Below are 14,920 nucleotides of genomic sequence, written 5' to 3'. Positions count from 1 at the left end.
TTTTAAACGGTTGAGTCTAATGAATAACCTGCGGCCCGAACGGTCCGAATAAAATCAGGGCGGTCATTAATGCTCAGCGCTTTGCGCAAGCGCCGGATATGAACATCAACGGTACGGACTTCCACATGAATGTCACGTCCCCAGACCTTGTCCAACAACTGTTCACGTGAAAATACACGACCCGGTCGTTCCATCAGAACACGCAGTAAGCGATATTCTGTCGGGCCAAGGTGAACAGGTATTTCATCGCGCAAAACTTTATGTTCCGTCAAGTCCATTGAGATATCTTCATAGCTCAATTTATCCTGCGCCAAGGCCGGGCTGGATCGGCGTAAGACCGCCTTTGCACGGGCCAGTAACTCATTCGGGGAAAACGGTTTCACGATATAATCATCTGCCCCGCTATCCAGACCACGAATACGGTCGCTTTCTTCACCGCGTGCTGTCAACATGATGATCGGCAAAGATTTTGTGCTTTTGCGTTCGCGCAAACGGCGGCACACTTCAATGCCGCTTAATCCCGGCAGCATCCAATCCAGAATAACCAGATCGGGTTCTTCTTCCTCAACCAGCAACATGGCTTCTTCGCCATCACCGACACAAAGGGTGCGAAAGCCTTCTTTTTCAATATTATAACGGACCAACTCTGCCAAAGGCGGTTCGTCTTCAACGATTAAAACAAGTGGTTCCATCGTCTTTTATCCTTCAAGACCGGTAAAGCTGGTTTCATCATCCTTGCGGCGCTCGTCTTCCGGGTGCGTTCCCGTCACAAGGAAATAAACATTTTCTGCAATATTGGTTGCATGGTCGCCTGCACGTTCCACATTTTTCGCGATAAACAACAAATGTGTACAGGATGTGATATTGCGCGGGTCTTCCATCATATAGGTCAGAAGTTCGCGAAACAGGCTGGTGTGCAGTTGATCAACGACTTCGTCTTGCTGGCGGATATCCAGAGCTTTACGCTCGTCACGTTCCAGATAGGCATCCAGAACATTATGCACCATAGACTGAACCAAAGAGGCCATCCGCGCAATTGTATGAACCGCCCCGATCGGCGTTCCACTGGACAATGTAATGGTTCGTTTGGCGATGTTTTTAGACAAATCACCAATACGTTCCAGATCTGAAGATGTTTTCAGGGCAGAAATAACCGTGCGCAGGTCATCGGCAACCGGTTGACGCAAGGCCAAAATGCGGGTTGCCTCGGCATTGATTTCTGTTTCCAACTCATCCACTTTCAGATCATCGTGAATGACATCTGCGGCCAATGCTGTATCACGTTTGACCAACGCTTCGGATGCTTGACCCAGAAGAGACTCCGCCATACCGCCCATGCGGGCAATCGCATTGTCCAGTTTGGTTAATTCGCTGTCGTAGGATTTTACAGTATGTTCTACGTTATTCATTTTTTTATACTCGCCTTAGCCGAAACGCCCTGTGATATAGCCTTTAGTGCGCTCATCAACCGGTGAAGTGAAGATTTTTTCAGTTTCGCCATATTCCACCAGATTACCAAGGTGGAAAAAGGCTGTTTGCTGGGACACACGCGCCGCTTGCTGCATGGAGTGTGTCACAATTACGATCGTGTAAGATCCGCGCAACTCATCAATCAATTCCTCAATTTTTGCGGTTGCAATCGGATCAAGGGCTGAACAGGGTTCGTCCATCAACAGGATTTCAGGATCAACGGCAATGGCACGTGCAATACACAAACGTTGCTGTTGCCCACCGGATAAACCTGTTCCCGGTTCTAACAAACGATCTTTGACCTCTTTTAACAAACCGACTTTCTCAAGGCTGATTTCAACGATCTCGTCCAGTTCGTTTTTGTCGGTTGCCAAGCCATGAAGGCGCGGACCGTAGGCCACGTTATCATAAATCGATTTGGGGAACGGGTTCGGTTTCTGGAAAACCATGCCTATTTTGGCCCGCAACAAAACAGTATCTACTTGTTTTGAAAGGATATCCACCTCATCAACGATGATTTGGCCTGTGACGGAACAGCCATCAATTGTGTCGTTCATACGGTTTAAGCAACGCAGAAACGTTGACTTACCACAACCGGACGGACCGATGAAGGAAGTTACCTTACCCTTTGGCATATCAAGGTTAATACCGAACAAGGCTTCCTTTTCGCCATACTTGACGCGCACATCCTTGGCGGAGATTTTGACTTCGTCTTGCGACAGTTTCACGGAATTGACACCTTTCGAGACATTTCCATTGCTGAGATTGAGTTCCTTCTCAATATCAACTGCATTATCTTTTGTCATTGGTTTCATAGCTTTCATTTCCATTTTTACCAACGTCGTTCCAACTTTTTACGCAAGAGGACGGCCAAAGCATTCATTGTAATCAAGAAGCCCAACAGGACCATGATTGCGGCGGAAGTTTTTTCAACAAAGGCTCGTTCGGGGCTATCGGCCCACAAATAAACCTGTACAGGCAAGACGGTTGCCGGATCAAACGGTGTACTTGGCACATCGGCGATAAAGGCAACCATACCAATCATCAGCAAGGGGGCGGTTTCACCCAAGGCCTGCGCCATACCAATAATCGTACCTGTCAGAATACCCGGCAAGGCCAAAGGCAGTTGATGATGAAAGACCGCTTGCATTTTAGAGGCCCCAACCCCAATCGCCGCTTCCATAATGGACGGTGGAATGGATTTGAGGGCCGCACGTGCGGCGATAATGATGGTCGGCAAGGTCATCAAGGCCAGAACCATACCACCTGCCACAGGTGCCGAACGTGGCATACCAAACAGGTTCAGGAAAATGGCAAGACCCAACAAACCAAATACAATCGAGGGAACAGCCGCCAAATTATTGATGTTCACTTCAACAAGGTAGGTAAACTTGTTTTTCGGTGCAAATTCTTCAAGGTAAATCGCCGCCATAACCCCCAAAGGGAAGGACAGGGCCAACGTGACCAGCATAGTCAGGGCTGAGCCGACAAGTGCGCCTTGGATACCGGCTTGTTCCGGTTCACGGGAATCGCCTGCGGTAAAGAAGTTGGTATTGAAACGTTTTTCAACACGATTTTCTTTTTCCAGAGTTTCGACCCATGCAATTTCATCATTGGTGATCGGGCGCGTACTTTCGGGCTGTGTGCGATCAAAAACACCTTTGATCAGCATATCAACCTCATCAGAAGCCATCACCCAAACAGTTTGTGTCGTCCCAATAATCGAGGGATCATCCAAAACCATATCGCGAAGGTCATAACCTGCACTTGAACTGATCAAACCATAGAGCTTGCGTTTGTCGCGGCGGTTGGTCACATCCGGGAATTTGGTTTTCAATGCCGTTTTTACCAAGGCATTATAATTCGAAAACATCATCTTTGCCGGATCACGCGAACCATCCGGGTCGACGACCGTCTCATCCATCACGACATCAAGCTGAATGTAGCTTTGCTTAAAGCCCGTGTAGCCATTTGAAATGATGCTGGTAAACAACATCAGGACGCAAAGAAAAGCAAATGCGAGAGCGCCAACACCAAACATCTTGAAACGTTTTTCTGCCGCCCGGCGTTTTTTCAAACGCGCATGGGCTTTTTGCATAGATTCTTTTAACTCAGTCATATTTCTCTCGGTATTTTGCGACAACGCGAAGCGCGATGACATTCAAACAGAGGGTGACACAGAACAGGACCAAACCAAGGGCAAAGGCTGCCAATGTTTTGGGACTATCAAATTCCTGGTCACCGACAAGCAGGGTGACCATCTGCACCGTCGCAGTCGTAACAGCTTGCAGCGGGTTGGCGGTTAAATTCGCGGATAAACCAGCCGCCATAACCACGATCATCGTTTCCCCGATCGCCCGAGAAATCGCCAGCATAATACCGCCAACAATCCCCGGCAACGCAGCAGGAAGAATAACTTGCAAAACCGTTTCTGATTTTGTCCCACCCAACGCATAAGAGCCATCCCGCAATGCTTGGGGTACCGCACGGATAACGTCATCGGACAAAGAGGAAACGAACGGGATAATCATAATCCCCATGACCAGACCGGCAGCCAATGCGCTTTCAGAAGCCACTTCGAGTCCCCATCCTTCGCCAATATTGCGGATGGTCGGCGCAACGACGAGGGCGGCAAAGAAGCCATACACGACCGTGGGTATGCCTGCCAGAATTTCAAGGATAGGTTTCCCAAGACCGCGTACTTTGGGCGTTGCATATTCAGACATATAGATTGCAGATAACAAACCAACCGGAACAGCCACACACATTGCAATGAAGGAAATCAACATTGTGCCTGCAAAAATCGGAACGGCACCAAAGGACCCTTGGCTTGCCACCTGATCTTTACGCAACGCGATTTGCGGGCTCCACTCCAATCCGAACAGAAACTCGCTTAAGGGAACTTTTCCAAAGAAACGAATGGCTTCAAATAACAAGGAAGACACAATCCCGATGGTCGTCAGAATCGCAACAATGGAACTGGCCAGCAGTAAAACCCGAATGGCTTTTTCAACCTGATCACGCGCCTTGAGTTTTTCACCGATATTTTTATTGCCGATCACCAAACCGACAATCGCAAAGGCCAGAACGGCCACACCCAGACAGGCAATGCCAATCTTTTTCAGTTCAAGGTAATGGTCGGCTGCGGCAATCATTTCCGGTGTAGCAGATTTAACGTTGGTTCCGTTTGCAGCGATGAATTTAATATCACTAAGGATACGGGCGACCATCGCGCTTGATGTCTCGTCATTGATAGCCGTGACATTATGGAGAACCAGACTGTTAATAATCTGCGGTTCAAAAATAAACCAAAGAATAAATAAAAATAATGTCGGGAGTCCGCACCATAAAGAGACGTAATATCCATAATGGCGTGGCAAAGAATGCAACTGACGGATATCCCCCCCAACGGAAGAAACCGCACGCGCACGTCCCATATAGAAGCCGATTAAAGCCAGAAGCAGAACGGTAAATGTAAAAATCGTGGTTTGCATATCTCAGCGATCACAATCAATTAAAATGAACAGAAAAAGGAAAGGCGACGTTCAAACACCGCCGCCTTTCACAAGAAACGGTAGATTAGCTGCCAGCACCCAGTGCTTGAACGGCGGCTTTATATTTCGCGCGTTCTTCAGTCGGCATCGGGATCAAACCTTTGTCTGTCAGGTAACCTTCATCACCCCAGGCTTTGTCGTTGGTGAATTCAGCCAGATATTCCAGAATGCCCGGTACAGAACCGATATGTGCATTCTTGACGTAGAAGAACAACGGACGTGAAACCGGATAAGAACCATCAGCAATCGCTTCAAACAGCGGCTCTTTACCATCGATCAAAGAACCCTGAACAGTATCGGAGTTTTGATCAAGGAAGGAGAAACCAAATACACCGAATGCATCAGGATTTGCGTTCAATTTCTGGATGATCAGGTTGTCGTTTTCACCGGCATCAATGTAAGCGCCGTCTTCACGAACAGAATGACATACAGCTTTGTATTTCTTTTTGTCGGACTTTTTCAGTGCTTTAATATCCGGGAATTGTTTACAACCACCTTCAAGCGCCAGCTCGGCAAACGCGTCACGTGTACCAGAGGTCGGCGGCGGGCCGAGAACTTCGATTTTGAAATCAGGCAAAGACGGATCAATATCGGACCATTTTTGATACGGGTTGGCTACCAGTTTGCCTTCCGCGTTCGGAACATCCTTGGCCAAAGCCAGGAAGATCTGCTTGCGGGTAATTTCCATGCGCTTACCGCTTTTGGAGTTTGCCATCACGATACCATCGTAGCCAACTTTAACTTCGGTAATTTCTTTAACACCGTTTTCCGCACAACGTTCAATTTCGGATTTTTTCACAGCGCGAGACGCGTTTGTGATATCCGCATGTTCTTCACCAACACCGGCGCAGAACAATTTGAAACCACCGCCAGAACCGGTTGACTCGATAATCGGTGTTTTAAAATTTGTTGTTTTACCGAATGTTTCCGCAACAGCTGTTGCAAACGGATAAACAGTAGAAGAACCAACGATACGAATTTGATCGCGTGCTTCAGCAGCGCCAGCGGCAACAACAGAAGCTAAAGCTGCGACAGCAAGAGTCTTCTTAAGTGACATAAGGAATTCTCCAAACAAAGTAAGTGAACTGAGATTCAGTTTGTAAACGCTTTTTCGTTTACATCAGTGATCCCACAGTATTTTTACTTGGATACGATTTTATTACGTTAACATTACGCTTTTGTGACACTGCGAAATTTTCAGACTTTTTGCGGCAATATAACTGTAAAGGTGGACCCGAAACCGATCTTGCTTTCCACATTCAGGCGCCCACGGTGGCGCATGATGATGTGTTTCACAATTGCGAGTCCCAATCCAGTCCCCCCCAATGTTCGGGACCGCGCCTTATCGATACGATAGAAACGCTCGGTCAAACGGGGTAGATGTTCTTCTTCAATCCCTTCGCCGTGATCTTTGATTTTGACAGCGATGCCGGGAACGGCACGGTCCGGCATTCGGTCCAGAAAATTACAGGTAATTTCAACCGGTGTCCCCGAACGACCATATTTTATCGCGTTATCAATAAGATTTTGAAAAACTTGCGTGATCTGGTCAGAATCACCTGTAACCCAATACGCACGATCCACCGCATTTAAAATCAGCGGCATATCGCGTGCCTCGGCCTTCAGGCTGAGAATATCCACAATATTTTGCAAAATCAGCGTCAGATTGACAGCTTCCGCAGGCACAACGTGTTCCTGTATCTGCACGCGTGATAAGGAGAGTAAGTCGTCAATCAGACGCGCCATGCGGTTGGCTTCTTGTATCATAATGTCCAGAAAGCGTACGCGGGCCTCTTTGTCATCTTGCGCCGGACCTTGCAGCGTTTCGATAAACCCCAACAACGCGGATAAGGGAGAACGCAACTCATGGCTGACATTGGCGACAAAATCAGAATGCATTTCTTCTGTACGTTTTTCCAACGTGGTATCGTGCACCGTAATCGTCACCCCGTCCCCATCGCCAAACAAGGCCACATGCAAACTTAAATGGCGTTCCACCGGTGCCGGGAATTTAGCATCCCCGACCCATGTTTTTTTGTGATTGAAAACATGTTCGACCGCCTCCACCACATGAGGTTGACGTAAACATTGCACAATATTACGCCCGATTAAAACACGACCGAATAAATCCATTGCGGCTTTGTTGGCATATTTAACAACACGTTCGCGGTCCAGAACAATAATGGGTTCTGCCAGCGATGCTAAAATAGCAGCCGTTTCATCAACGCGCTTTCTTTCTTCAATTTCGGGTAGCCGAGCCTGTACAACCGGCTTTTTTTTACGAAAAAGCACAATATCCTCGTGTGATAACTGAGCAAAAATAAATGAATGCACCGTAATATATGTAATTCTTATTACATTTTTGTGACGGTGCGTGCTTTATTCTTCGAATTCCTCAATCATGCGATGCCACACAAGCGGGACTTCCCCGCCTGCACATGGTTTTGCATATAGGAATCCTTGCACCACATTACAGTTAATTGATCGCAAAAATTCGACTTGCTCCTGTGTTTCGACACCTTCTGCGACAACGTTTATTTCCAGTTTTTGTGCCATTGATACAATCGCTGAAACAATGGCGGCATCGTCGTTGTCAATGCTCAAATCCCGAATAAACGTTCGATCAATTTTTAATGTATCCACAGGGAAACGTTTCAAATAACTGAGCGAAGAATACCCGGTTCCAAAATCATCAATGGCGATTTTAAGGCCCATCTCCTTGATGTCATTTAAAATGCGAATAGCATCTTCCACATCATCCATAACCATATTTTCCGTCACTTCAACTTCAAGTGACGTTGGATCAATCCGGTTGTCTTCAATCGCTTCTTTGATATCATTCAGCAGATTGGCGTCCCGAAACTGTTGCGCAGATAGGTTGACGGCAACACTTCCAAATTCAACATCCATATCCTGCCACATTCTGATTTGAATGCAGACCTGATTAAGAACGGATTTCCCCAATCTTGCGATTAAGCCATGTTCTTCGGCCACGGGAATGAAATGAACGGGGGAAATGGGTTTTCCTCTTTCATCATTCCACCGGGCCAACGCTTCCAGACCGACTGGTTTTCCGAGCTGCGTATCCACTTTCAATTGGTAGTGGGGATGAATAATCTTTCGATTAAGCGCAACACGTAATTTATTTGCCAAAGACAATTGGGATTGCGCCTTTTCGTTCATGGCCGCATTGAAGAATTGATAATTATTGCGCCCCTTTTCTTTTGCGTGATACATCGCAACATCGGCGTGACGTAATAAATCCACGCTGTTTTCACCATCGGTGGGATAAATCGCAATACCGACACTGGCAGACACAAAAAGTTCGTGTCCTTCAAAGAAATACGGTGCCCCCAATGATTTAACGATACGAGAGGCGATCAGTTCCACGGCTTCAATCGACGATATATCGGTCAAAATCACCGTAAACTCATCACCCGACAGACGGGCCACCGTATCAATTTCACGAATACTAAATAACAGACGTTTTGACACTTCTTTCAGAAGTAAATCCCCAACGCGATGGCCTAAAGTGTCATTGATTTGTTTAAAACGATCTAGATCGACAAACAAAACGGCAAGATGGGCTTTTTCACGACGCGAACGTGCCAGCGCCGTGTGCAATCGATCCTGAAAAAGAATGCGGTTTGGTAAGCCTGTCAAATGATCAAAATGGGCCAGTTGCTCCAATTTTTCTTCATCTGCTTTTTTATCCGTAATATCGGAAAAAACAGCAACATAATGCGTCAATTTCCCCTTTTCATTCCGACAGGCATTAATGGATAGCCATTTGGGGAATTCCTCGCCATTTTTGCGCCGGTCCCAAATTTCACCCTGCCAAAATCCATTGGTATTTAGTTTGCGCCACATCTCATCATAAAATTTCGGAGAATGACGGCCTGATTTCATAAGGCGCGGGTTTTGTCCGATGACTTCTTCGCGGCTAAATCCGGTAATTTCACTAAAGGCGGTATTAACATCAATTATTTCTGCATTATGATCGGTAATGATAATGCCTTCCGCCGTGTTATCAAAGACAGTGGAAGATAACCGTAAATTACCTTCCGCAATACGGCGTTCGGTCACGTCCTGTCCCATACAAATCACACCGGATACATTTTCCTGCGTATCTCTGAGCGGGGTAACACTCCAAACAATATAGTAGGTACGCCCATTATTTTTCGTAACTGTTTCCAGCGCCGCCGTTGTTTTGCCCGCAAGGGCATCTTCGCAGGCCTTGCGCGCATCGTTATGCGGATAACATTTAAAGAAATCATCGATACTTTTAATTTGATCAACCGATTGCAAATCAAAAATACGTTGCATCGCGTTATTCACGACACGAATCGTACCGTCTTTATCCCAGGAAATGATGGGAGAATTTCCAGCTTCAAACAAATCCGTAATATATTTTGACTGCTCAGATAATTCGCCGACCATCTCCTCGATAACTTTACCGACACTATTAAATTCATAAATCGTGCCCGGCTTATAGCGAATGTCCTGACGACCCATTCGTACACCTGTTGCATAATCCAAAAGCTTGCGAATGGAATGGTGCGTCCAGAAATGCAGAAAATAAGTTCCACAAATGCAAATAATCAGCGAACAAAACAGCCCGAATAAAATCGTTTGTTTAAAGCTTTCCTGCCAGTTCTGGCTCCCTTGTGTTGTCGATACCGTTACCAGATACAAGCCGCTTTGCCCGTCTTCCAATCGCAGGGGTAAAATATCGCCGCTAAAAAATTCCCCCAGTTCTGCAAAGACCGGATCTTTATGTTCCAAAACCAGCCTTGCCGTTTCTTCAACCCCTTCTTCCAGAGACAAGGAGGACACAAGGACCGTATTCTCCAGAATAATATAATGGGCATAGGCATGGCTGGCCGAACGCAAGCCATGCACAAGTGAAAAATTATTCTTGAGATATATGCCGCCTTTTATGAGGTTGCTCGGCTGGTCCTCATTCTCATTTTCGCTAAAAACATGTATTTGAATCACAAGGGCGGGGCCCTTCGGGGTTTGCTCTATTTCCCAATGTTCATTTTTAAATAAAAGAGTTTGTGCCCCTTCAAATGGGGAACCGAATGTTTTCTTTAAGACAGGTACCCCACCTTGTTCCAATTCAAACCAAAGGGCGTAATCAAGGATTGTGTTTTTCAAAATATTTGGTGAAGAGGTAAGTATTGTCTCATCATTGGAAACAGAAGCAATCGTTAAAAGAGATTGCCGGGCTTCTTTCAATCGAAAATTCAAATATTGTTGCGCAATTTCATGCGTCCGGGAAAGCTGTTCAATCTGTTCAAACTGCAAGGCTTCCTTGGCACTTTTATAGGACACCTGTAACAGCAAAATGCTCACCCCGAAGAGAGCACTAAAAAATAAAAACAAAACAACCGGAGTAAACCGGAAAATCATTGTGTTCCCCTTTTATCAAACGGATTGATAAGCTACACTGCTTCCCCAAAGAATAATTCGCAGATAAACTATTCAATCTCTATTAATATGTGGGAACAATGAATTCTACAAACAATAATGCGATATTAAATAAAGAAAAAACGTCCTATATATTGGATAGAGAAATATCACGCCGCAAACAAATCGAAGATTGTGCCAAAATTGCCGGGTTGGAATGGGATATTGAAACGGGTGAGTTTTGGTGGTCCCAAAATCTATATAAAATTGTCAATCTCGATATTCAAACCCTGCCACCTTCTTTAAATGCGTTAATCGGACTTTTCCGCCCGAGTGATCAGGCAAAGGTGCAAAAACATTTTGAAACTCTGTCTCAGCAAGGCGGTAGTTTTCGTTTTTATACACATACCTTATCCCGACAAGGTCAGGAAACTCCTGTGCTTCTCATGGCGAAAATGGATGCACAAACACATAAAATGATTGGCTTTGTGCAGGATGTCGCTACCGACTTTGAAGAGCGGGAATCTCTGCTCGAAACGCTTGCAAAATATCGCGGGGTTATGTCGGGTGCAGGTGATGCCATCATATTACTCTCTCACGAAGGCAATATCATTGAAGGCAACCCAAAAGCTGCCGAACTCTTGGAAGTTTTACCGGATAACCTCTCTCAGTTGAGTGTTGACGATATCCATGATCAACAAGAACTTGATATAATGATGGGATATTATCAGGGGTTTCTATGGGGGCAGGACCAGTCTGCACGCAGTACTATAATCGGCAAAAAAGGTAAAAGAACACCTGTTGAAATTTCGGGACGTTCAATCGAAATCGGCTCTCAGCAGATGCTTGTGGTCATCATGCGTGACATTACGGCCCAGCAACAGGCCCAAAATGCCCTGATCCGCAGCGAACAACGTTACCGCAGCCTTGTTGATGAAGCCCGCGAAGGGATTATGTTATTAACATCCGATGGTAATATTCTTGCCGTCAATCCCAAGCTTTGTGAAAGCACAGGATTGAAACGCTCAGTCCTGCTGCAAAGTAATTTTCGCGACATAACCGATTTCGATATGGAGATCAGCCCGACCGAAATCCTCATGGAAGCCAACACACGATCCTCAATCCATATGGAAGGCAACTTGCAGACTGCAGATGGAAGACTTCTGCCAACCGGTTTTAATGTGGCCCGTTACAAGGATCAGGGGCAGGTTCAATTTATTGTAACCGCCTATGATCTGACCAATGTGCGTTCCAGTGAAGAAGATCGGCTGGAACTGCAAAAACAATTATTTCAGGCACAAAAACAAGAATTGCTGGGTCAAGTTGCCGGCAGCCTCGCGCATGATTTTAATAACCTGCTTTCCCCTATTCTTCTGGTCAGCGAAATGTTGATGGAAGACGCACAGGATGATCCTTTCCTTCATGGCAATTTACGAAATATTCATCAGGCGGCTGAACGTGCGCGCCGCCTTGTTCATCGTATTCTGACCTACACACGACCGGAAGAAAGCGAACCGACACGCATTGAACTGCGACATGAAATGGAAGAAACCCTCGCGCTTTTACGTTCCTCCATTCCGCAAACGATAAAAATTGAAGAAATCTGTGATCACGAAAGTTATTACAGTTTTGCCGACCCTGACCAAATTCATCAGGTCATTATGAATACCGGCATGAATGCCGCACAAGCCATAGGTGAAGAAAAAGGCGTCATCACCTTTGAAATGAGAAAAATCTATGTTGATGAGAATTCCGAATTAATCAGTCGATTTGAAATCCCGGAAGGCGACTATGTCACCCTCTGCATCAGCGACACGGGCCCCGGTATTCCTCAACATATTCTCAATGAAATCTTTGATCCTTTCTTCACGACAAAAACGCAAACAGATGGATCCGGGCTGGGTCTTTCGGTCGTCCGCCAAATTGTTGAAAATCACGGCGGCGCTGTCGAAGCCATTCCTCATGGGGGGTGCCTCTATACCAGTCACAGCAATGAACCGACCATAGGTGCCTGTATTTGTATTTATTTGCCCCTGTTAAAGGAATAGCCACCCGTGACACATACGCCCCCGCCCCCCCTTAAAGCTTTAATCGTGGATGATGAAGATCTGGTACGCAATGCCGTTGCGATGGTCTTAAGGCGCAATCAATTTGAGGCAATCGCCGTTTCTTCGGGTGAACAAGGACGGGAAGCCTGCCGAAAGAACACCTTCGACATTATTCTAACCGATCTGGTTATGCCACAAATGGACGGCGTTGAATTTATTCAGGCGTTGCGTGCAGACGGGATCACAACCCCGATTATTACCTTTACCGGAGGCGCACGCGTTGGACATCAAAATCTATCCAGTCAGGCAATAGAATCCGGTGCCTGCCTGACTTTGCGAAAACCTGTAAATAAGCAGCAATTACTGGATGCAATCGCAACGGCTTTAGAAATTAGCCGGTAAAACCGCTTCTCAAAGCCAGACCAACAGCTTGGGTACGGCTGGAAACGCCCAGCTTCCTGAACACGCCTTTCAAATGGGCGCGAACCGTGACTTCTTGAAGTTCCAGAATACTGGCAATCACTTTATTGGAATGCCCCTCGACCAGATATTTCAAAACTTCCCGTTCACGGGTTGTTAATTCATCAAAAATATGGGAATCGGTATCGTCTTCGATTAATTCTTCTTCGGTCGAACAGATCACAGACGGGATAAATTTTTCACCGTGCAAGACCAGATTAATCGCATTGATCATGGCCTGCCCGCCCAACGTTTTAGGGATAAAACCCGAGGCTCCTTTATCAATACAGGTAAGCACATCCACACGGCGATAGGCCCCGGACATCACCACAACGGGCTGTTTACCGGCAAGGCTCACAACCTTTTGCACACTATCCAGACCGGAAACACCCGGCATCTTCAAATCAAGCAAAATCAGGTCAAAATCATTGCCTGCCCGCAACTTGGCTTCCGTTTCAGGAAGGGTTTCTGCCTCAACAACTTGAATGTCCGGTTGCAGTTTATTGAAGATCAACTTGATCCCCTCTCGAAAGAGACCATGGTCGTCTGCCAATAAAAATTTCATTTATCCTATCCTTCTAAGCCGGATATGCTATTCGTTATCCTGATACGTCAGATATCGAAGATCGGTTTTTCTATTCCTGAAAAGTTCAGTTCTTCAATATACGGAATTTCCCCTAGAATACGCACCTTGCCAAATTGTTCAATGGCATTTTTATTGTCTGGATTTAATGGACCGTTCAAAACAACGCCTTTTACGGGTATTTTGTAATTTTGCAACGCATGTAGCGTTAACATCGTATGATTGATTGTCCCCAAACCACTCCGGGCAACGACGATGACTTCGCAATCCATTTTCTTGATCAAGTCGATCATTAAATCCTGATCATTGAGCGGAACAAACACACCACCGGCCCCTTCGATGACGAGTGGTGCATTGACTTGTGGCTTGATAATTTTTGCCAGATCAATTTCCACACCATCGCGCCGTGCGGCCTCATGCGGTGAAAGCGGTTCACGTAATTCATAAGCACAAGGCAAAATCCGCTCAGGGGCAATATTCCCGACCTTTTGCACCGTTTCTTTATCTTCAATATCGATAATGCCGGACTGTACAGGCTTCCAGTAAAAGCCATCAAGCTGCTGGGTTAAAAGTGCGGACACAATCGTTTTACCGACATCGGTGTCTGTACCCGTTACAAAATAAGTCGTCATTTATGCCTCTTTGGTAATTGTGCCAACCAGAATATCGTAGGTCATGGCGCAACTTCCGCTTTTTTCCAATGCCTTGATAACTTTTCTCATTTGCCCCGGTAATAACGGTTGATAACCGGGCTGCGGTGCCTGTGCTCCGATCATTTTTAACGCCCGTAGAAAGGCAATACCGTTTTCATAGGGTTGCAGGCGCTTTTGACGATCAAAATTCACCTGACAGCCTTTAATGGCAATTTTTTGCATATCTTCCAGCGGAGGATAATCGTGCAACCCGACAGCCATGCCCTGTTGATTTAAATTATCGCGCCACTGCTGAAACGTTTCTTGACCCAAGGTTGTAAAAACCAATCGCCCGCCCGGTTTTAATAAGTCACTCAGGCCTTTTAAGGCACTTTCCAAATCTTGAAACCATTGAAATGCCAAACTACTGACGATTAGATCAAATTTCCGATCCAATGCGGGATGTTCGCCATCCATGACCTGATAAGAAACATTATCACCAATACGCGCGCGACAGCTTTCCAACATATCCGCTGACAAATCTGTAATCAGCCAATTCGCATGCGGAAATAAAGTCTTCATTTCTTGCGTTAAAAAACCTGTCCCGCAACCGATTTCCAGACAATCAACCGGCTGATCAAGGTCCAATCCCTTAATCACCTCAGCCAAAAATCCAGCCGTCCATTTCTGAACCGGTGCATCTTTTTCATATGTGTTTGACGCCTTGCCAAACGACTGCGCAATAAGTTTTTTATTCACGGA

The 14,920-nt window shown here is 46.0% G+C and carries 13 protein-coding genes; 2 read left to right on the top strand and 11 right to left on the bottom strand.

All coding sequences use genetic code 11. The features are described from left to right. Window positions 1-2: 2 nt before the first annotated feature. The 8 genes from phoB to IEW74_RS00285 form a co-directional block, all read right to left on the bottom strand. Window positions 3-692 carry a phosphate regulon transcriptional regulator PhoB gene (gene phoB, locus IEW74_RS00320; protein ID WP_188659783.1) on the bottom strand — a complete coding sequence of 230 codons (690 nt, stop codon included), beginning with the start codon at window positions 690-692 and terminating at the stop codon, window positions 3-5. A gap of 6 nt (window positions 693-698) precedes the next feature. After that, entirely contained in the window at window positions 699-1,409 is a 711-nt protein-coding gene (phoU, locus tag IEW74_RS00315) for a phosphate signaling complex protein PhoU (RefSeq protein ID WP_188659780.1), read from the bottom strand. Between the two features lie 15 nt (window positions 1,410-1,424). Then, window positions 1,425-2,285, bottom strand: coding sequence for a phosphate ABC transporter ATP-binding protein PstB (pstB, locus tag IEW74_RS00310; RefSeq protein ID WP_229734179.1), 861 nt, complete (start codon window positions 2,283-2,285; stop codon window positions 1,425-1,427). Between the two features lie 17 nt (window positions 2,286-2,302). Continuing rightward, window positions 2,303-3,589 carry a phosphate ABC transporter permease PstA gene (gene pstA, locus IEW74_RS00305; RefSeq protein WP_188659777.1) on the bottom strand — a complete coding sequence of 429 codons (1,287 nt, stop codon included), beginning with the start codon at window positions 3,587-3,589 and terminating at the stop codon, window positions 2,303-2,305. Then, window positions 3,582-4,964: a phosphate ABC transporter permease subunit PstC gene (gene pstC, locus IEW74_RS00300; protein WP_188659776.1), complete on the bottom strand. Its 1,383-nt coding sequence runs from the start codon at window positions 4,962-4,964 to the stop codon at window positions 3,582-3,584. The genes pstA and pstC overlap by 8 nt, the downstream gene beginning before the upstream one ends. An 85-nt stretch (window positions 4,965-5,049) precedes the next feature. Continuing rightward, a complete protein-coding gene (locus tag IEW74_RS00295) occupies window positions 5,050-6,081 on the bottom strand; it encodes a PstS family phosphate ABC transporter substrate-binding protein (RefSeq protein WP_188659773.1) in 1,032 nt (343 codons plus the stop codon). Between the two features lie 140 nt (window positions 6,082-6,221). Next, entirely contained in the window at window positions 6,222-7,316 is a 1,095-nt protein-coding gene (locus IEW74_RS00290; RefSeq protein WP_188659770.1) for an ATP-binding protein, read from the bottom strand. An 87-nt stretch (window positions 7,317-7,403) separates the two neighbouring features. Further along, window positions 7,404-10,439, bottom strand: a complete 3,036-nt coding sequence (locus tag IEW74_RS00285) for an EAL domain-containing protein (protein ID WP_188659767.1) — start codon at window positions 10,437-10,439, stop codon at window positions 7,404-7,406. 98 nt (window positions 10,440-10,537) lie between these two features. On the opposite strand from IEW74_RS00285, the gene IEW74_RS00280 reads away from it, so the two are divergent. Further along, the gene (locus IEW74_RS00280; protein ID WP_188659764.1) at window positions 10,538-12,484 is read left to right on the top strand and encodes a PAS domain-containing sensor histidine kinase; all 1,947 of its coding nucleotides are present in this window, start codon (window positions 10,538-10,540) and stop codon (window positions 12,482-12,484) included. A gap of 6 nt (window positions 12,485-12,490) precedes the next feature. Continuing rightward, window positions 12,491-12,886 carry a response regulator gene (locus IEW74_RS00275; RefSeq protein WP_188659761.1) on the top strand — a complete coding sequence of 132 codons (396 nt, stop codon included), beginning with the start codon at window positions 12,491-12,493 and terminating at the stop codon, window positions 12,884-12,886. On the opposite strand, the gene IEW74_RS00270 is transcribed toward IEW74_RS00275, so the two are convergent. The 3 genes from IEW74_RS00270 to IEW74_RS00260 are packed head-to-tail and all read right to left on the bottom strand — an operon-like array spanning window position 12,876 to window position 14,917. Then, complete coding sequence (locus IEW74_RS00270; protein WP_188659759.1) at window positions 12,876-13,508, bottom strand: response regulator; 633 nt, start codon at window positions 13,506-13,508, stop codon at window positions 12,876-12,878. The two genes, IEW74_RS00275 and IEW74_RS00270, sit on opposite strands and share 11 nt — an antisense overlap. Window positions 13,509-13,555: 47 nt before the next feature. Then, window positions 13,556-14,158 carry a dethiobiotin synthase gene (gene bioD, locus IEW74_RS00265; protein WP_188659756.1) on the bottom strand — a complete coding sequence of 201 codons (603 nt, stop codon included), beginning with the start codon at window positions 14,156-14,158 and terminating at the stop codon, window positions 13,556-13,558. Further along, entirely contained in the window at window positions 14,159-14,917 is a 759-nt protein-coding gene (locus IEW74_RS00260; RefSeq protein WP_188659753.1) for a methyltransferase domain-containing protein, read from the bottom strand. Window positions 14,918-14,920 lie beyond the last annotated feature (3 nt).

It is taken from the genome of Terasakiella brassicae, assembly GCF_014641495.1.
Taxonomy (GTDB): Bacteria; Pseudomonadota; Alphaproteobacteria; order Rhodospirillales; family Terasakiellaceae; genus Terasakiella; species Terasakiella brassicae.
Note: the sequence above shows the minus strand (reverse complement) of the source record. Positions and strands in the feature narration are given on the sequence as shown.

Bases quoted from the DNA above. Each gene is read 5' to 3' on its own strand.
- phoB (WP_188659783.1), bottom strand. From the start codon at position 692: ATGGAACCACTTGTTTTAATCGTTGAAGACGAACCGCCTTTGGCAGAG.
- phoU (WP_188659780.1), bottom strand. From the start codon at position 1,409: ATGAATAACGTAGAACATACTGTAAAATCCTACGACAGCGAATTAACC.
- pstB (WP_229734179.1), bottom strand. From the start codon at position 2,285: ATGAAACCAATGACAAAAGATAATGCAGTTGATATTGAGAAGGAACTC.
- pstA (WP_188659777.1), bottom strand. From the start codon at position 3,589: ATGACTGAGTTAAAAGAATCTATGCAAAAAGCCCATGCGCGTTTGAAA.
- pstC (WP_188659776.1), bottom strand. From the start codon at position 4,964: ATGCAAACCACGATTTTTACATTTACCGTTCTGCTTCTGGCTTTAATC.
- IEW74_RS00295 (WP_188659773.1), bottom strand. From the start codon at position 6,081: ATGTCACTTAAGAAGACTCTTGCTGTCGCAGCTTTAGCTTCTGTTGTT.
- IEW74_RS00285 (WP_188659767.1), bottom strand. From the start codon at position 10,439: ATGATTTTCCGGTTTACTCCGGTTGTTTTGTTTTTATTTTTTAGTGCT.
- IEW74_RS00280 (WP_188659764.1), top strand. From the start codon at position 10,538: ATGAATTCTACAAACAATAATGCGATATTAAATAAAGAAAAAACGTCC.
- IEW74_RS00270 (WP_188659759.1), bottom strand. From the start codon at position 13,508: ATGAAATTTTTATTGGCAGACGACCATGGTCTCTTTCGAGAGGGGATC.
- bioD (WP_188659756.1), bottom strand. From the start codon at position 14,158: ATGACGACTTATTTTGTAACGGGTACAGACACCGATGTCGGTAAAACG.